Raw genomic sequence first — 17,159 nt, forward strand, 5'->3', positions numbered from 1 at the left:
GGCGGGCCGTCGCTCGCGGGACCGCGCGTCGCCGGCAGCTCGGCCTCGGGCAACGCGGTGGCGCGGTCGATCGCGCCCTGCCACAGCGCGGCGCGTCGACGCGTGCCCTTGCCCATGAACGCCGGCAGGGCCGTCAGCTGGCCCACCGTGCGGGGCATCGCCTGCGCCGCGGCGACGATCGCCGCGTCGGGCAGCACCCGGCCGGGGGAGATGTCCCGCTCGCGCGCGTTGCGGTCCCGCGTCGCGTACAGCTCGCGCACCACCGCGAGCCGGCGGGCGTCACGGATCGTGTGGAGGCCCGACACCCGCCGCCAGGGCTCGGCGCGCGGCACCGGCGGGGGCGCGGTGCGCACGGCCTCGAACTCCTGACGTGCCCACTCGGCCTTGCCGGAGACGGCGAGCCGCTCGGCCAGGACCTGACGCACCTCGACGAGGACCTCGACGTCGAGCGCCGCGTACCGCAGCCACTCGGGGGGCAGCGGACGCGTCGACCAGTCGACCGCCGAGTGCTCCTTGGCCAGGCCCAGCCCGAGCGTGTCCGCGACGACCGCCGCGAGACCGACGCGCTCCATGCCCAGCAGGCGCGCCGCGAGCTCGGTGTCGAACACGCGCGACGGTCGCATGCCCTGCTCGGCGAGCCCCGGCAGGTCCTGCGACGCCGCGTGCAGCACCCACTCGACGCCCACGAGCGCGTCGGACAGCGCCGACAGGTCCGGCAGGGCGATCGGGTCGATCAGCGCCGTGCCCGCGTCCTCGCGTCGCAGCTGCACGAGGTAGGTGCGCTGGCCGTAGCGGTAGCCCGACGCGCGCTCGGCGTCGACCGCGACCGGGCCCGTCCCGGCGGCGAACGCCGCCACGGTCGCGGCCAGCGCCGCCGGCGTGTCGACGACCGGCGGCACGCCGTCGGCGGGCTCGAGCAGCGGGACCACCGGCGGCGGGGTCGGCTCGGCCTCGGGCTCCTCGTGCGACACCTCGGCCTCCATGACCTCCACCGTAGGTGACGCGGGCGGTGCGTCCGCGCAGGCCGCGCGCGCGTCGCGCGTCGTGCTCGTCACGCGAGCGGCCGCACCGGGGTCAGTCGATCAGGCCCGTGCGGATCGCGATGGCCACGAGCTCGGCGCGGTCGCCCGTGCCCAGCTTGCGGGAGATGCGCGCGAGGTGGCTCTTGACCGTGAGCGCGGACAGGCCGAGCTCCTCGCCGATGCGCCGGTTCGTGTTGCCCTCGGCCACGCGCGCCAGGACGCTGAGCTCGCGCGCGCTCAGCTCCGCGGTGGGAGCGGCGGGCACGGGCGCCGGCGTCGGCGGCGCGGGGCGGACCGGCGCCGCCGCGGGCTCGGTCGTCGACGCGACACCCCCGCGCAGCCCGCCCGTGAGCAGCGCGGAGAGCTCCCCGCGACCCGCGTGGCGCGCGAGCACGACCACGCGGTGGGCGCCGCGGCGCTGCAGCGTGCGCACGAGCGTGCCGCCCTCGCCGTCGGCGATCTGCGTGACCACGACGCACATCGGGTTGCGCGCGGGCGTCGACGGCGGCACGCGCCGCGACGTGGGCACGCCGGTGAGAGCGGTCGCGCGGCGGGCCTGCAGGTCACGGGCGTCGCGGCGGAGGGGCTCGATGGTCACGCCAGACCATCGGCAGGAAGGCCCGTCCACTTGAGGGAGAACCGCGTCAGCGGCGCGGCAGCGCGACGACCCCGTCGGGCAGCGGCGGCAGGCCCGCGGCCGTGCACAGCAGCGTCGTCCAGGCCGTCAGGTGCGGCGCGAGGTGCTCGTCCCACGCGGTCCACGACGCGCGGATCTCGAGCTCGGTCTGCTCGTCGCGGCGCTCGAGCGCGCCGAAGCTCTGGGACAGCACGCGCGTCACGGTGCCGCCCGCGGCGTGCGGCTCGACGCCCGCCGCGGTGAGCGACTCGGTGAACCACGACCACGCGACCTCGGCGAGCAGCGGGTCCGCGCCGACCTCGGGCTCGAGCGTCGCGCGCACGAGCGTCACGAGCCGGAACGAGCCCTCCCAGGCCTCCTGCCCCTCGGGGTCGTAGAGCACGACGAAGCGTCCCGACGCGAGGTCCTCGGCCGCGACGGACCGTCGCGCGGTGCGCACGTCGGCGGTCAGCGCGGCCGTGAACGGCGCGATCCGCGCGGGCCCGGGCACCTCGTCGAGCACCACCTCGGGTCGCACGGGCACGCCGCGCAGCGAGCGCAGCGCCCGGACGAACTCGGCAGGGACGTCCTCGGGTCCGGCGGGGGTCACGCGGCGAGCGTACGGGCGGGCCGCGCCGTCTCGGTCCCCGGCACGCCGGGGGAGGTGACGTCCGGGCGGTCTAGGCTCGTCGTCGCACCCGCACGTGCGCGGCGCGCGCCCGGCCGCAGCGGCCGGGGCGCCGCACGCGCCGTGCCCCCCGGCATGAAGGAGCGCACCTGATGTCTGTCCCGTCGTCGGCGGTCGGCACCGCGCAGATCGGTGTCACCGGGTTGGCCGTCATGGGCCGCAACCTGGCACGGAACTTCGCGCGGAACGGCTTCACGGTCGCGGTGCACAACCGCACGTACGCGCGCACGCAGTCGCTCGTCGCCGAGCACGGCGCCGACGGCACGTTCGTGCCCTCGGAGTCGATGGCGGACTTCGTCGCGTCGCTCGAGCGCCCGCGCAAGGTCGTCGTCATGGTGCAGGCCGGCGCGCCGACCGACGCCGTCATCGACGAGCTCGTGCCGCTGCTCGAGGAGGGCGACATCGTCGTCGACGCCGGCAACGCGCACTTCCCCGACACGGTCCGCCGCGAGGCCGCGCTGCGCGCCAAGGGCCTGCACTTCGTCGGGACGGGCGTCTCGGGCGGCGAGGAGGGTGCGCTCAACGGTCCGTCGATCATGCCCGGCGGCACCGCCGAGTCGTACGCGTCGCTCGGCCCGATCCTCGAGAAGATCTCGGCGAAGGTCGACGGCGTGCCGTGCTGCACCCACGTGGGCCCCGACGGCGCCGGCCACTTCGTCAAGATGGTGCACAACGGCATCGAGTACGCCGACATGCAGCTCATCGCCGAGGCGTACGACCTGCTGCGCAGCGGCCTGGGCGCGTCGGCGCCGGAGATCGGGGAGGTCTTCGCGGCGTGGAACACGGGCGACCTCGAGTCGTTCCTCATCGAGGTGACCGCCGAGGTCCTGGCGCACACCGACGCCGCGACGGGGCGGCCGTTCGTCGACGTCGTCGCCGACGCCGCCGAGCAGAAGGGCACCGGCCGCTGGACCGTGCAGAACGCGCTCGACCTGGGCGTGCCGATCACGGGCATCGCCGAGGCGACCTTCGCGCGTGCGCTGTCCGGCTCGGCGCCGCAGCGTGCCGCGGCGCGCGGCGTGCTCCCGGCCGACACGCTCGCGTGGAACGTCCCCGACGCCGGTGCGTTCATCGAGGACGTGCGCCTCGCGCTGTACGCGTCGAAGGTCGTCGCGTACTCGCAGGGCTTCGACCAGATCGCCGCGGCCAGCGAGCAGTTCGGGTGGGACATCGACCGCGGCGCGATGGCGCGCATCTGGCGCGGCGGCTGCATCATCCGCGCCAAGTTCCTCGACCGCATCACGCAGGCGTACGAGCGTGACGCGCACCTGCCGTTGCTGCTGGCCGACCCGTACTTCACGGCGGCCGTCGCCAACGGCGTGGCCGCGTGGCGGCGCGTCGTGTCGGCCGCGGCCGCGCACGGCGTGCCGACGCCGGCGTTCTCGTCGTCGCTCGCCTACTACGACGGCGTGCGGGCCGAGCGCCTGCCGGCGAACCTCATCCAGGCGCAGCGCGACTTCTTCGGCGCGCACACCTACCGCCGCACCGACCGCGAGGGCACGTTCCACACGGACTGGTCGGGCGACCGCTCCGAGCAGACCTGGTGAGCCGCCGCACGGGGGCCCAGGTGCCCGTCGCCCGGCTCCAGCCCGTGATCCTCGGCGGCGACGTCGGCGCGTACAGCCTCGCGCGGACGTTCCACGAGGCGTACGGCGTGCGCTCCGTCGTCGTGTCGACCGTGTCGACCGGGCTCGTGCGGCACTCGAGGATCCTCGAGAACGTCGTCGAGCCCGGCATCGACGACGGCCCGACGGTCGTGCGTCGGCTGCGCGACGTCGCGGCGCGGTTCGCCGACCGGCACCTCGTGCTGCTCGGCAGCGCCGACTGGCTGGTCCGGACGATCGTCGAGAACCGTGCCGAGCTCGAGGACCTGTACACGATCCCGTACGTGGACGTCGCGACGCTCGACCGCGTGACCGACAAGGTGCTGTTCGGCGAGCTGTGCGCCGAGCTCGGCATCGACCACCCCGCGACGGTCGTGCACGACGTGCAGGGCGGCGGCACGCCCGACACGTCGGGCCTGCGGTTCCCGGTCATCGCGAAGGCCGCGGACACCGCCGCCTACCACCTGGTCGAGTTCCCGGGGAAGAAGAAGGTCTTCACGGTCGACACGCCGGCCGAGCTCGCGGAGCTGCTGGGACGCGTGCAGGCCTCGGGGTACCGGGGCAGCTTCGTCGTGCAGGACCTCATCCCGGGCGACGACTCGGGCATGCGGATCCTCACGTGCTACTCGGACGCGAGCGGGAAGGTGCGGTTCTCCGCGTTCGGGCACGTGCTGCTCGAGGAGCACACGCCCGGTGCGCTGGGCAACCCCGCCGGCATCATCACCGGTCACGACGAGCAGATCGTCGCGCAGGCCACGCGGCTCCTGGAGCACCTGGGCTGGACCGGGTACGCGAACTTCGACCTCAAGCACGACCCGCGCGACGGTCGCACCGTGTTCTTCGAGCTCAACCCGCGCCTCGGGCGGTCGAACTTCTACATCACCGCCGGCGGGCGCAACACCGCAGAGCTGTACGTGCGCGAGCACGTGCAGGGGCTCGACCCGCTGCCCGACGGCGCCGCCGACCACCTCACCGAGCCGCACCTGTACACGGTGCTGCCGCGGTGGCTGCTGCGCCGTTACGTGGCCGACCCGGCGCTGCGCGCCCGCACGCGTGCGCTCGGCCGGGCCCGGCGGGTGACGAACCCGCTGTGGTACCGCGCCGAGACCGACCCCCGGCGCCTCGCGTATCTTGCGGTCGCGCAGGCCAACCAGGTGCGCAAGTACCGCCGGTACTACCCGACGGGCGACGCGTGAGCCCGGCCCCGCACGACCCGGCGGCCCCCGCGGGGGCCGCCGGACGGGTCGAGGTCGGCGTCATCGGCGGCGTCGGCCCCGCGGCGACCGTGTGCTTCCTCGACCTGGTCGTGCGGCACACTTCGGCCGACCGCGACCAGGACCACGTCGACCTCGTCGTGCTGCAGCACGCCTCGATCCCGGACCGCACCGCGTACATCCTCGGGCGGTCCGACGAGGACCCCGGCCCGGTGATGGCGGCCGACGCGCGCCGCCTGGAGCGGCTGGGCGTCGGCTTCGTCGTCGTCCCGTGCAACACCGCGCACCACTTCACGGACGAGGTCGCGGCCGCCGTGGACGTGCCCGTGCTGAGCATCGTCGACGAGACGGCCGACGAGGTCGCCGCCCGCCCGGGCACCGCCCGCGTCGGGGTGCTCGCCACGAGCGGCACGCTCGCCGCACGCGTCTACCAGCGTGCGCTCGAGGCCCGCGGGCTCGAGCCCGTCGTGCCGGACGACGCCGACCAGGACGTCGTCATGGGCATCATCTACGACCAGGTGAAGGCCGGACGGCCGGCCGACGTCGCGGCGCTGCACGCCGTGGCCGACCGGCTCGGGGCCCGCGGCGCGGACGTCGTGGTGCTCGGCTGCACCGAGCTGTCCGTGGTCGCCGCGGAGCACGACCTGCTCGCCGACGCGCGGTACGTCGACTCGCTCGACGTGCTCGCGCGCCGCACGGTCGAGCGCGCGGGCTATCCGCTGCGCTGACGCGCGCGGGCGGTCCGCCGCGCCGACCGGTGCGTCGCGCGCCCGGCCGGGCGCGCGACGCGGGTCAGCCCAGCTCGCTCGTGCCCGAGTACAGGTGCAGCACGGGCACGTGCAGCTCGTCGCGCGCGCGGGACGCCCAGTCGGTGTGGAACGTGTCCTCGACCATGTGCGGGTACGTCACGACGACGACCTCGCGCACGCCGCCGCCGGCGACCGCGCCGCGCAGCGCGGGCAGCGGGTCGTCCTCGGTGATCTCGCCGGTCGCCTCGCGGCCCGCGGCGACGAACTCCGCGACGCTGCCCTCGACCTGCTGGGCCGCGGTCTGGCGCGCCTGCGTGCGGCTCGGCTCGTGGCCGGTCGCGCGCTCCCACGCCTCCTTGAGCTCGCCCATGCTCAGCGCGTCGATGATCCACGGCACGAGCGGACGGTCGGTGTCGGCGGGCACGAGCACGCGGTAGGCCAGGGTCTCGTCGGCGTGCAGGTCGACGATGTGCTGGACGTCGGAGGCGGCGAGCGTGTCCTCGGTGAGGACGAGGATGGTGTCGGTCACGCCCCCGAGCCTACGGCCGCGCGCAGGTCCCAGCAGGTCAGCAGCGTGCCGTCCGGCGCGTGGAGCACGTGCCGCAGGTGCGCGGGGCGCGGCGGCGCGAGCCAGGGTGCGCCGTGCACGACGCGCGGAGCGGGCCCGGCGACGAGCGTCGGCGACGTGGTCAGGCACAGCTCGTCGACGACGTCGGCCACGAGCAGGTCGCCCAGCAGGCCCGGACCGCCCTCGGCGAGCACGCGCGTCAGGCCGCGGGCCCGCAGCGCCGTGACGGCCGCGGGCAGGTCGGGGGAGTCGGGGTCGTCGTGGCCCGGCACGACGAGCGTGCGGTCGGGCCCCACGAGGTCGCGGGCGCGCGCGGCGCCGGCGGCGCCCGTGACGACGAGGGGCGGTCGCGCACCGGTCGCGAGGTCCGCGGGCACGTCGCCGCGGCGCGTCACGACCGCGAGCTCGACGACCTCCGGCAGGCCGGCCGCCGTGCGGGCCGCGCGCAGGTGGTCCGCGACCGGCAGCTCGCGGTAGCCCTCGGCGCGCACCGTCCCGGCGCCGACGAGGACGACGTCGGCCAGCGCGCGCAGCACCGCGAACACCCGCGCGTCGGCGGGCGTGCCGAGCGAGCCCGAGCGGTCGTCGCCGCCCGTCGCGGCGCCGTCGACCGACGCGACCATGTTGGCGCGCACGTGCGGCGCGTCGCGCACGAGCAGCGCGACGAGCTCCGCCTCGCCCGGCACGGGCGCGAGGGTGCGCCGGTCGGTCACAGGCACGAGCACGTCGAGCGGGACGTCGGGGGGCGTGGGCTCCGGCACGCGGCCAGGTTACGAGCGGCCGAGCGTCGCGGCGAGCGCGGCCACGTCGCCCACGACGACGACCGCGGGGTTGCGCACGCCGACCTCCCGGGCGCGGTCGGCGATCGTCGCGGCCGTGCCGAGCGTCGTGCGCTGCGTCGGCAGCGTGCCGTCCTCCACCACCGCGACCGGCGTCGTGGCCGCGAGGCCGTGACCGACGAGCCGGTCCATGTGCTCACCGAGCCGCCCGACGCCCATGAGCAGCACGAGCGTGCCGCGCAGCCGCGCGAGCGTCTCCCAGTCGGTGTCGGCGTCGTGCGCCGACACGACCGTCACCTGGCGCGCGAGGTCCCGGTGCGTCACCGGCACGCCCGCGGCGCCCGGCACCGCGATCGCGCTCGTGACGCCCGGCACGACCTCGACGTCCACCCCGGCGGCGAGGCACGCCGCGAGCTCCTCGCCACCACGTCCGAGCACGAACGGGTCGCCGCCCTTGAGCCGCACGACGCGCTGCCCGGCCCGCGCGCGCTCGACGAGCAGCCGGTTGATCTCGTCCTGCGTGAGCGTGTGCGCGTGGGGCGCCTTGCCCGCCTCGACGACCTCGACGCCCGGCTCGAGCTCGTCGAGCAGCGCGCGCGGCGCGAGCCGGTCGACCACCACGACGTCGGCCTCGGCGAGCGCCCGGCGTCCACGGGTCGTGATGAGCCCCGGGTCGCCGGGACCGCCGCCGACGAGCGCCACGTGACCCGCGCCCGCGCGGTGCCGGCGCACCGGCAGCGCGCCCGTGTCCAGCAGGGTCTGCAGGGCCGCGCGCAGCGCGAGCGCCCGGCGCGGGTCGCCCCCCGCCGACACGGCGACCGTCACGTCGTCCGCGCGTGCGACCGCCGGGGTCCAGGCGGTCGACGACGCCGCGTCGTCGGCGCGGACGCACCACGTGCGTGCGGCCTCGGCATCGGCGGACACGGTCGCGTCGGTGCGCGGGTCGCCGGTCGCGGTGTGCACGAGCCACGCACCGTCCAGGTCGCCGGGCGCGTACTCGCGCGCGAGCCACGTGACGGCGCCGGCGGCCGCGAGGTCCGCGAGGTCCTCGCACAGCGCGGGCGCCACCACGCGGACCGCACCCCCGTCCGTCAGCAGCGAGCGCACGCGGCGGGCCGCGACCGGACCACCGCCGACGACCACGACCAGCCGCCCGGTGACGTCCAGCAGCAGCGGGTGGCGCGGGCTCATATCCCGGCCCCCGCGAGCCAGTCGTCGTCGCGCTCGTCCGGGCGCACGGGCGCCAGCCGGTCCAGCAGGGTCGGTCCGACCATGCCCGCCGCGAGGGTCGAGCCGTCCGTCGGGTCGACGAGGAGGAAGCCCCCCGTGCGCCGGTGCGTCGCGTAGTCGTCAAGCACGACGGGCTCCGCCAGGCGCAGCCGCACACGCCCGATCGCGTTCAGCCCGAGCGACCGCGGCGCGGCCTCGCTCGACGTGTCGGTCGCGTCGATCGTGCGCACGGTGTCGACCGGGTCCCACTGCTCGACGGTCAGCGTGTCGACGTCGAGCCGCGCGTCGACCTCGCGCAGCAGCCCCCGCACCGTGCGGGTGCCGATGCGCACGTGCACGCGGGCACCCGGCACCGACCTGCGCTCCGTGAGCCAGCAGACCGTGCCGAGCAGGTCCTGACCCGTCGGCACGGCCTCGTCGGCGGGGACCAGGACGTCGCCGCGCGCGACGTCGACGTCGTCGGCGAGGCGCACGGTGACCGACCGCGGGGCCTCCGCCGCCGCCAGCGGGCCGTCGAACGTGTCGATGCCGACCACGCGGCTGGTGCGCCCGGACGGCAGCACGCGGACCGCGTCACCCACGCGCACGACGCCCGACGCGACCTTGCCCGCGTACCCGCGGTAGTCGGGGTGCTCGGGCGTGCGCGGCCGGATCACGTACTGCACGGGCAGGCGCAGCGGCTCGGTGCTCGCGTCGCGCGCGACCGGGACCGCCTCGAGCAGCTCGAGCAGCGTCGGGCCGTCGTACCAGGGCGTGCGTGCCGACCGCTCGACGACGTTGTCGCCCTCGAGCGCCGACAACGGCACCGCGTGCACCTCGGGCAGCCCGAGCACGCGCGCGTGGTCGGCGAACTCGCGCGCGATCGACCGGAACGTCGCGGCGTCGAAGCCGACCAGGTCCATCTTGTTGACCGCGAGCACGACGTGCGGCACGCCCAGCAGCGCCGTCAGCGCGGCGTGCCGACGCGTCTGCTCCAGGACGCCCTTGCGCGCGTCGACCAGCACGATCGCGAGCTCGGCCGTCGACGCGCCCGTGACCATGTTGCGCGTGTACTGCACGTGCCCCGGGGTGTCCGCCAGCACGAACGCGCGGCGCGCGGTCGAGAAGTAGCGGTACGCGACGTCGATCGTGATGCCCTGCTCGCGCTCGGCGCGCAGGCCGTCGGTCAGCAGCGCGAGGTCGACCGCGCCGCCGTCGCCGCCGCGTGCCGCGGTCGCGCGCTCGACGGCGGAGAGCTGGTCGGCCAGCACCGACTTGGTGTCGTAGAGCAGTCGCCCGATGAGCGTGCTCTTGCCGTCGTCGACCGACCCCGCGGTCGCCAGGCGCAGCAGGTCGCGGCGGGCGTGCCCGTCGTCGACACCGGGTGCCGGTGCGTCGAGGACGTCGGCGGGTGCGTGCGTGCCCATCAGAAGTACCCCTCGCGCTTGCGGTCCTCCATGGCGGCCTCGGAGGCCCGGTCGTCCGCGCGGGTGGCCCCGCGCTCGGTGAGGCGGCTCGCGGCGACCTCGGCGATGACGTCGGCGACGGTCGCCGCGGTCGAGTCGACCGCACCCGTGCAGCTCATGTCGCCGACCGTGCGGTACCGCACGCGGCGCCGCTCGACCGGCTCGTCGGGGCGCGGCCCGCCCCAGTCGCCCGCGGTCAGCCACATGCCGTCGCGCGCGAAGACGTCCCTCTCGTGCGTGTAGTAGATCGACGGCAGGTCGATCCGCTCGCGCTCGACGTACCGCCACACGTCGAGCTCGGTCCAGTTCGACAGCGGGAAGACGCGCACGTGCTCGCCCGGCCCGTGGCGGCCGTTGTAGAGGTCCCACAGCTCGGGACGCTGACGGCGCGGGTCCCACTGCCCGAACTCGTCGCGCAGCGAGAACACGCGTTCCTTGGCGCGCGCCTTCTCCTCGTCGCGCCGCCCGCCGCCGAACACGGCGTCGAACCGGTGCGCCGTGATCGCGTCGAGCAGCGGCACGGTCTGCAGCGGGTTGCGCGAGCCGCCCGGCCGCTCCACGACCCGGCCGTCGTCGATCGCGTCCTGCACGCTCGCAACCACGAGCCGCAGGCCGAGCTCCGCGACGGTGCGGTCGCGGTACTCGATGACCTCGGGGAAGTTGTGCCCGGTGTCGACGTGCATGACCGGGAACGGCACGGGCGCGGGCCAGAACGCCTTGCGCGCGAGGTGCAGCATGACGATCGAGTCCTTGCCGCCCGAGAACAGCAGGACGGGGCGCTCGAACTCGCCCGCGACCTCGCGCATCACGTGGACGCCCTCGGACTCGAGCGCGTCGAGCTGCGTGAGCCGGGCCGGCGTCGTGGCCGGCTGGGAGGTGGTCGTCGTCGTCATGTGTGCAGCCCGCATTCCGTCTTGTTCCTGCCCGCCCAGCGCCCCGCGCGCGGGTCCTCGCCCGGTGCCACCGCGCGCGTGCACGGCGCGCACCCGATCGACGCGTACCCCAGCTCGCGCAGCGGGTTGAGCACCACGTGGTGCTCGGCGACGTACGCGTCGACGTCGTCCGCGGTCCACGCGGCGAGCGGGTTGAGCTTGACCTTGCCGCGCCGCGCGTCCCACCCGACGACCGCGATGTCGGTGCGCGTCGGCGCGTCCTCGCGGCGCATGCCCGTGATCCACGCGGCGTACGGTGCGAGGCCGCGCTCGAGCGGCTCGACCTTGCGCAGCGCGCAGCACAGGTCCGGGTCGCGGTCGTGCAGCCGCGGGCCGTGCTCGGCGTCCTGCTCGGCGACGGTCCGCAGCGGCAGCACGGTGCGCAGCCGCACGTCGGTGAACGCCGCGTAGTAGTCGCGCGTGCCGATGGTCTCGGCGAAGTGGTAGCCCGTGTCGAGGAAGATCACGTCGATGCCCGGCGCGGCCTTGGCGGCGAGGTCGACGAGGACCTCGTCGCCCATCGACGACGCCAGCACGAGGTCGTCGCCGAACGTGTCCCGCGCCCAGCGCAGCACGTCGACCGGGTGGGCGCCCTCGAGCTCGTGGCCCGCACGCTCGGCCAGCGCGCGCAGCTCGTCGGCCGACAGGCCCGCGGCCGCCGGCGCGCTCACCGCGCCACCAGCCCGACGAAGCGCAGCGCGAACGCCCGCGCGCACGTGCGGCACTCCCACTGCCCGTGGGTCTCGCCCGCGGGCCACAGGTCCTCGCCCGCGCAGAACGGGCAGTAGTACGGCACCGCGCGCTGCCCGGCGTCGCTCGCGCTCATCGCAGGTCCTCCTCGTCCGCCCGCTGCACCCACTGCGCGAACAGCTCGCCCTCGGTGCGCTGCTCGTCGAACCGGCGCGTGACGCGCTCGACGTAGTCGGGGAGCTCCGCGGCCGGCACGCGCAGGCCGCGCAGCGTCTTGCCCAGGCCGCTGGTCAGGCCCAGCCCGCCCCCGAGGTGCACCTGGTAGCCCTCCTCGCCGCCCGCGAGCGCGCCCTTGAGGCCGATGTCGGCGGTCTGGATGCGCGCGCACGAGTTGGGGCAGCCGTTGAGGTTGATCGTGATCGGCTGGTCGAACGTCGGCAGCCGGTCCTCGAGCTCGCCGATCAGCGTCGCCGCGCGGCCCTTGGTCTCGACGATCGCGAGCTTGCAGAACTCGATGCCGGTGCACGCGAGCGTCCCGCGCCGGAACGTCGACGCGGTCCGGACGTGCAGGCCCAGTGACTCGAGCCCGTCGACGAGCGCGTCCACGCGGCCGGCCTCGACGTCGAGCACGACGAGCTTCTGCTCGGTCGTCAGCTGCACACGGTCGGACCCGGCTTCCTCGACGAGGTCGGCCAGCGCCGTGAGCACCGGCCCGGACACGCGGCCGACCGTCGGGGCGGCGCCGACGTAGAACCGGCCGTCCTTCTGCGGGTGCACGCCGACGTGGTCGCGGCGTCCCGTCGGCGGGGGCGGCGGCTCGGGGCCGTCGGGCAGCGCGTACCCGAGGTACTCGGTCTCGAGCACCTGCCGGAACAGCGCGGTGCCCCAGTCGGCGAGCAGGAACTTCAGGCGGGCGCGCGTGCGCAGCCGGCGGTAGCCGTAGTCGCGGAAGATCCCGGCGACGCCGGCCCAGACCTCGGGCACGCGCTCGAGCGTGACGAACGCGCCGAGACGCTTGCCGAGCATGGGGTTGGTCGACAGCGCGCCGCCGACCCACAGGTCGAAGCCGGGGCCGAGCTCGGGGTGCACGACGCCCACGAACGCCACGTCGTTGATCTCGTGCGCGACGTCGTGGTGCGGCGACCCGCTGATGGCGGTCTTGAACTTGCGCGGCAGGTTCGAGAACGCCGGGTCGCCGATGTAGCGCTCGCGGATCGCGGTCACGGCGGGCGTGCCGTCGACGATCTCGTCGGCCGCGACCCCGGCGACGGGCGAGCCGAGGATGACGCGAGGCACGTCGCCGCACGCCTCCTGCGTGGTCAGCCCGACCGACTCCAGGCGTCGCCAGATCTCGGGGACGTCCTCGATCCGGATCCAGTGCAGCTGGACGTTCTGCCGGTCGGTGATGTCGGCGGTGTCGCGCCCGAACTCCTGCGAGATCCCGGCCACGGTCCGCAGCTGCGCGAGCGTGAGGGTGCCGCCGTCGCAGCGCACGCGCAGCATGAAGTACTCGTCGTCGAGCTCGTGCGGCTCGAGCGTCGCCGTGCGCCCGCCGTCGATGCCGGGGCGGCGCTGGGTGTACAGACCCCACCAGCGCATCCGGCCGCGCAGGTCGTCGGGCGGGATCGAGGCGAAGCCCTCGAGCGCGTAGACGGTCTCGATGCGGTGGCGCACGTGCAGGCCGTCGTCCTCCTGCTTGAGGCGCTCGTTGGCGTTGAGCGGTTCACGCTGGTCGAACGCCCACTGGCCCTCGGGGCGCTTGGACGGCTCGGCGAGCCGTGGGGTGGTCGTGGTCTGCGCCATGGGGCGCACCTCCGGGGATGCCGGGGCACGTGCTCACGCGTCCGCGCACGACCGTCGGCGGTCGTACGGTTCGGGCGCGGACACGCGCCCGAGAGGGACGGGGCGGGTCAGCGGGTCCGCGGACAGCACGTGAACGGGACCGTGGGGGCGCAACAGCGCCGACACGCACAGGCGGTCCCGAGGAGGTTCACGTGACGAGGGTGACACGTGTCATGACGGCCAGTCAGCAGGTGTCCGGATCGCGAGACATGTGTTCAAGGAGTGGACGGTCGTCCAGGCTCGCCGGGTCGGGCGCGGGGTTCGGCCCGGCCACGCGCCCGCCGCGGACGTGGGACGTATCCTCGACCCTCGTGACGACCGACGAGCCAGCGGGGGCGTCGGCCGCGCCGTCGCTCACCGCGCGCCACCCCCGCGTGCCTGCCGACCGGCTCCTGGCCGAGCTCGCGCCGCCCCGGCACTTCGCGCACGAGTCGTTCGACACGTACCGCCCCGACGTCGCGCACCCGTCGCAGCGGCGCGCGCTGGACCGGCTGCGCGAGGTCGCCGACGCCCTCGCCGCGCCCGCCCGTGCGGGCCGCTGGTGGCGCCGGGCGGCCGCACCCGCGGCGCCGGCCGTGTACCTCGACGGGGGGTTCGGTGTCGGCAAGACCCACCTGCTCGCGTCGCTCGCGCACGCCGTCGGGCTCGAGCGCACCGTGTACGGCACGTTCGTCGAGCTCACCAACCTCGTCGGGGCGCTGGGGTTCGCGCCGACGGTCGACGCGCTCGCCGCGCACCGCCTGGTCTGCATCGACGAGTTCGAGCTCGACGACCCCGGCGACACGGTGCTCATGTCGCGCCTGCTGCGCGAGCTGGCCGACCGCGGCGTGGCGCTCGCCGCGACGTCCAACACGCTGCCCGGCGCGCTGGGAGAGGGGCGCTTCGCCGCCGAGGACTTCCTGCGCGAGATCCAGGCCCTCGCGGCGCGCTTCGAGGTGCTGCGCATCGACGGCGACGACCACCGGCACCGGACCGTCAGCACGCACGCCGCCCGCCTCGACGACGCGGCGGTCCGCGCCGCGGTCGCGGCGAGGCCGGGTGCCACGATCGACGGCTTCGACGCGCTGCTCGACCACCTCGCGACCGTGCACCCGAGCCGCTACGGCGCGCTGCTCGACGGCGTGCCCCTCGTCGGGCTCACCGGGGTCCACCAGGTCGACCGGCAGGACGTCGCGCTGCGGCTGGTCGTGCTGGTCGACCGGCTCTACGACCGCGACGTGCCGGTCGTGCTCGCGGGTGACGACGCCGACCTGTTCACCGACGCCATGCTCGCGGGCGGCTACCGCAAGAAGTACGCCCGCGCGCTGTCGCGGCTCGCGGCGCTCACGGTGCAGGGCGCCGCGACGACCGCGGCGCCGTAGCCGCGCCTGACGGACCTGCAGGTCCCGTCGCGCGCGCCGGGGCCCGTGGCGGCATGGTCGCCCGGCGCCCGGCGCCCGGCGCCCGGCGCCCGGCGCGCGGCGCGCGGCGCGTTCTGCGGGTTCTCGTACGGGGCGTGGAATGTGCTGCCCGCACGCGACCAGGATTCCTCGGCGCGCGGAATGGTGCACGCCTGGCGTGGCCCGCCCGTCGTGCGACAACGGCCCAGCACAGGCCCCTCTTGGACGGATGTTCTCGACGGTCGTCCGTGACGCTTGTCCAGCGTCGGCGTTTGCTCGGGCATTTATCGACATGCTGTCGATATGAATCAAGAAATGTCTTCCGCCTTGTGCCGGCGCGTGATCGGCGTATCGTCGGGATCTCTCCCGTGGTGCGGGAGAACACGCAGGGGGAAGGTCGAAACCGACCATGCAAATGACATCACGAGAACGTCAGGAGCTGTTCGTCCACGCCGTGGCGCGACGGACGCGGCCGTGCCCGCCGGGCCGCGGGCGGCGCAGGCGCGCAGGGCCCGCACCGCGCGCGGGGACCGCGGCCCGGGGCGTCGGCGTGCGCGCGTCGTGCACCCGGCGCGTCCCGGCATGACGTGGGCACCCCGCCCAGCACGGTGCTGGTGGCCGGTCACGAGAGCGCGGGCGGCGCCGACCTCGAGCAGCTGAGCGCGCTGCTCCCGCAGAGCGTGGTCGCCGCGCCGGGCGGGCCCCTGGCGCGTGCCGTGCAGCGGGCGCTCACCGGGTCGCAGACCGTCGCGGTGCTGCCCATGACGTGGGGCCGCGACCCGACGACCGTGGCTGAGACCGCGCGGACGCTGCGGTGGACCGTCGAGGCCCACGGCGTGCCTGGTCGGGTCGCGCTCTGCCGGCCGTTCGGGTCGCCCGACCACCTCGTCGCCCTGCTGCGCGGGATCGCCGTGCGGACGGCCGCCGACCACCGGCGCGCGGGGATGGTGATCGGCGCGGCGCGCGCGGACCCGCGCGACGACGCCGAGCTGCACCGCTGCGCGCACCTGGTGCGCACGCACGGGACCGGCCTGGAGATCGGCGTCGCGTGCCTGGCGTCGTCGCCGGACCTGGCCCGGGCCGTCGACCGGACGCGTCGCCTCGGTGCGCGGCACGTGGTCGTCGCGCCGGCGGGCTTCGCGACGGCGTGCCCCGGTGTCGACGAGCTCGAGGACGTCGAGTTCTCCGGACCGCTGCTGTCGCCGGCCGTCGCCCTGCGGATCGTGCAGCACCGGACCTGCGCCGCGGCGTCGGCGCTTGCGCGGGGGGACGACGGCCTCGCCGCCGTGCTCGACACCGACCCGCAGGGCAAGGACGCGCGCCCGCACGGCCCGGGACGGAACGGCGGCACCGCCCGCACGGCGCACCTCCAGCACGGACCCCGGCCGGCCGCGCGCGACTGAGGTCCACCGGTGACGACCCGCGACGCCGTCACGGGCGCACGCGACCAGGTCCGCCGGCGTACGACGGTGACGCGCCGTCAGCAGCCGCGGCGGCCGCGGGACCCGGACCGACCTCGAGTCGCGCGGTGCAGGCACAGGACGACGACCAGGACGAGGAGGACGCACATGCACGACGACGTGCTGCGCATCGGGATCGGCGGAGCGGTCGGGGCGGGCAAGACCGCGCTCGTGGCGGCGCTCGTGCCCCGGCTCATCGCGGCCGGACGACACCCCGCCGTGGTGACGAACGACACCTACACCCAGGAGGACGCGCGCCACCTGCGCCGCCAGCTCGCGGGCGTGCTCGATCCTCGACGCGTCGTCGGGGTCGAGACCGGCGCGAGCCCGCACGCCGCGGTGCGGGACGACCCGACGGTGAACCTGCTGGCGGGCGCCGCTCTGCTCGAGCGGTTCCCCGACGTCGACACGCTGCTCTACGAGTCCGTCGGGGGAGACCTCACGTTCACGTTCTCGCCGGTGCTCGCCGACGTGGCCGTCTTCGTGCTCGACACCTCGGAGGGTGACGCCACGCCGCGCAAGCGCGGGCCGGCGGTCACCGCCTCGGACGTCCTCGTCATCAACAAGATCGACATCGCCGCGTACGTCCGGACCGATCTCGACGTCATGTGGGCGGACGCGCGTCGCGTGCGCGCGGGCCGCCCCGTGCGGCTCACCAACTCCCTGACGGGGGAGGGCGTGGACGACCTGCAGGACACGATCCTCGCGCTGTGGGGCGAGCGGGCGGGAGCGCTGGTGCCGTGAGCGACCAGCGCACGCCGGCCGCCGCCGAGCCCGGCCACCTCGCCTCCCGGTACGACACGCGCCGCGGGGCGCCCGGGGCACGATCGTGAGCGAGGCGCCGCAGGGGGGCGCCGTCGCTCACCGGGGTGGGGCGGGGCGCCGGGAGGGGGCGTCCCGCCCCACGCGCCGCGCGGCGCACGTCGAGCCCGCGGCCCGAC

Annotated in this window: 17 protein-coding genes; 6 read left to right on the forward strand and 11 right to left on the reverse strand. The window is 75.7% G+C overall.

The features are described 5' to 3' along the window. The 3 genes from CS2_RS14480 to CS2_RS14490 form a co-directional block, all read right to left on the reverse strand. A partial coding sequence (locus CS2_RS14480; RefSeq protein ID WP_070320530.1) for an HRDC domain-containing protein occupies positions 1-983 on the reverse strand: 983 nt, incomplete at its 3' end. Between the two features lie 91 nt (positions 984-1,074). Then, positions 1,075-1,620, reverse strand: coding sequence for a helix-turn-helix transcriptional regulator (locus CS2_RS19725; protein ID WP_240465497.1), 546 nt, complete (start codon positions 1,618-1,620; stop codon positions 1,075-1,077). A 46-nt stretch (positions 1,621-1,666) separates the two neighbouring features. Continuing rightward, on the reverse strand, positions 1,667-2,248 hold the full coding sequence (locus tag CS2_RS14490) for a DUF3000 domain-containing protein (protein ID WP_046528279.1): 582 nt from the start codon (positions 2,246-2,248) through the stop codon (positions 1,667-1,669). A 170-nt stretch (positions 2,249-2,418) separates the two neighbouring features. Between CS2_RS14490 and gnd the strand changes: the two genes are divergently transcribed. The 3 genes from gnd to cuyB are packed head-to-tail and all read left to right on the forward strand — an operon-like array spanning position 2,419 to position 5,872. After that, on the forward strand, positions 2,419-3,873 hold the full coding sequence (gene gnd, locus CS2_RS14495; protein WP_046528280.1) for an NADP-dependent phosphogluconate dehydrogenase: 1,455 nt from the start codon (positions 2,419-2,421) through the stop codon (positions 3,871-3,873). After that, positions 3,870-5,126, forward strand: a complete 1,257-nt coding sequence (locus tag CS2_RS14500; RefSeq protein ID WP_070320519.1) for a carboxylate--amine ligase — start codon at positions 3,870-3,872, stop codon at positions 5,124-5,126. The genes gnd and CS2_RS14500 overlap by 4 nt, the downstream gene beginning before the upstream one ends. Beyond that, positions 5,123-5,872, forward strand: coding sequence for a cysteate racemase (gene cuyB / locus CS2_RS14505; RefSeq protein ID WP_070320520.1), 750 nt, complete (start codon positions 5,123-5,125; stop codon positions 5,870-5,872). The genes CS2_RS14500 and cuyB overlap by 4 nt, the downstream gene beginning before the upstream one ends. Before the next feature lie 64 nt (positions 5,873-5,936). Here cuyB and CS2_RS14510 read toward each other — a convergent pair whose 3' ends face one another. Genes CS2_RS14510 through CS2_RS14540 form a run of 8 tightly spaced genes read right to left on the reverse strand, consistent with a single transcriptional unit; the run spans position 5,937 to position 13,340 of the window. Continuing rightward, positions 5,937-6,422 carry a hypothetical protein gene (locus CS2_RS14510; RefSeq protein WP_070320521.1) on the reverse strand — a complete coding sequence of 162 codons (486 nt, stop codon included), beginning with the start codon at positions 6,420-6,422 and terminating at the stop codon, positions 5,937-5,939. Then, entirely contained in the window at positions 6,419-7,222 is an 804-nt protein-coding gene (locus CS2_RS14515) for a dihydrofolate reductase family protein (RefSeq protein WP_070320522.1), read from the reverse strand. Before CS2_RS14515 ends, CS2_RS14510 begins: the two co-directional genes overlap by 4 nt. Before the next feature lie 9 nt (positions 7,223-7,231). Then, positions 7,232-8,431 carry a uroporphyrinogen-III C-methyltransferase gene (gene cobA, locus CS2_RS14520; protein WP_070320523.1) on the reverse strand — a complete coding sequence of 400 codons (1,200 nt, stop codon included), beginning with the start codon at positions 8,429-8,431 and terminating at the stop codon, positions 7,232-7,234. Next, on the reverse strand, positions 8,428-9,876 hold the full coding sequence (locus CS2_RS14525; RefSeq protein ID WP_156442150.1) for a sulfate adenylyltransferase subunit 1: 1,449 nt from the start codon (positions 9,874-9,876) through the stop codon (positions 8,428-8,430). The genes cobA and CS2_RS14525 overlap by 4 nt, the downstream gene beginning before the upstream one ends. Then, positions 9,876-10,808, reverse strand: a complete 933-nt coding sequence (cysD, locus tag CS2_RS14530) for a sulfate adenylyltransferase subunit CysD (RefSeq protein WP_070320524.1) — start codon at positions 10,806-10,808, stop codon at positions 9,876-9,878. Before cysD ends, CS2_RS14525 begins: the two co-directional genes overlap by 1 nt. Beyond that, positions 10,805-11,518, reverse strand: coding sequence for a phosphoadenylyl-sulfate reductase (locus tag CS2_RS14535; protein ID WP_070320525.1), 714 nt, complete (start codon positions 11,516-11,518; stop codon positions 10,805-10,807). Before CS2_RS14535 ends, cysD begins: the two co-directional genes overlap by 4 nt. Then, positions 11,515-11,673, reverse strand: coding sequence for a hypothetical protein (locus CS2_RS19100; protein WP_163274735.1), 159 nt, complete (start codon positions 11,671-11,673; stop codon positions 11,515-11,517). The genes CS2_RS14535 and CS2_RS19100 overlap by 4 nt, the downstream gene beginning before the upstream one ends. Then, on the reverse strand, positions 11,670-13,340 hold the full coding sequence (locus CS2_RS14540) for a nitrite/sulfite reductase (protein ID WP_070320526.1): 1,671 nt from the start codon (positions 13,338-13,340) through the stop codon (positions 11,670-11,672). The genes CS2_RS19100 and CS2_RS14540 overlap by 4 nt, the downstream gene beginning before the upstream one ends. A gap of 350 nt (positions 13,341-13,690) precedes the next feature. Between CS2_RS14540 and zapE the strand changes: the two genes are divergently transcribed. From zapE to CS2_RS14555, 3 genes are all read left to right on the forward strand, one after another. Next, a complete protein-coding gene (gene zapE / locus CS2_RS14545; protein ID WP_070320527.1) occupies positions 13,691-14,740 on the forward strand; it encodes a cell division protein ZapE in 1,050 nt (349 codons plus the stop codon). A gap of 605 nt (positions 14,741-15,345) precedes the next feature. After that, positions 15,346-16,161 carry a sirohydrochlorin chelatase gene (locus CS2_RS14550; RefSeq protein ID WP_070320528.1) on the forward strand — a complete coding sequence of 272 codons (816 nt, stop codon included), beginning with the start codon at positions 15,346-15,348 and terminating at the stop codon, positions 16,159-16,161. A gap of 165 nt (positions 16,162-16,326) precedes the next feature. Further along, on the forward strand, positions 16,327-16,962 hold the full coding sequence (locus CS2_RS14555; protein WP_070320529.1) for a GTP-binding protein: 636 nt from the start codon (positions 16,327-16,329) through the stop codon (positions 16,960-16,962). Positions 16,963-17,159: the final 197 nt, after the last annotated feature.

The sequence above is a fragment of the Cellulomonas iranensis NBRC 101100 = JCM 18110 genome (genome assembly GCF_001552375.1).
Taxonomy (GTDB): Bacteria; Actinomycetota; Actinomycetes; order Actinomycetales; family Cellulomonadaceae; genus Cellulomonas; species Cellulomonas iranensis.

What these genes read in the sequence shown, in the direction of transcription:
- gnd (WP_046528280.1), top strand. Translation starts at nt 2,419, where the DNA reads ATGTCTGTCCCGTCGTCGGCGGTCGGCACCGCGCAGATCGGTGTCACC.
- cobA (WP_070320523.1), bottom strand. Translation starts at nt 8,431, where the DNA reads ATGAGCCCGCGCCACCCGCTGCTGCTGGACGTCACCGGGCGGCTGGTC.
- CS2_RS14525 (WP_156442150.1), bottom strand. Translation starts at nt 9,876, where the DNA reads ATGGGCACGCACGCACCCGCCGACGTCCTCGACGCACCGGCACCCGGT.
- cysD (WP_070320524.1), bottom strand. Translation starts at nt 10,808, where the DNA reads ATGACGACGACGACCACCTCCCAGCCGGCCACGACGCCGGCCCGGCTC.
- CS2_RS19100 (WP_163274735.1), bottom strand. Translation starts at nt 11,673, where the DNA reads ATGAGCGCGAGCGACGCCGGGCAGCGCGCGGTGCCGTACTACTGCCCG.
- CS2_RS14540 (WP_070320526.1), bottom strand. Translation starts at nt 13,340, where the DNA reads ATGGCGCAGACCACGACCACCCCACGGCTCGCCGAGCCGTCCAAGCGC.
- CS2_RS14555 (WP_070320529.1), top strand. Translation starts at nt 16,327, where the DNA reads ATGCACGACGACGTGCTGCGCATCGGGATCGGCGGAGCGGTCGGGGCG.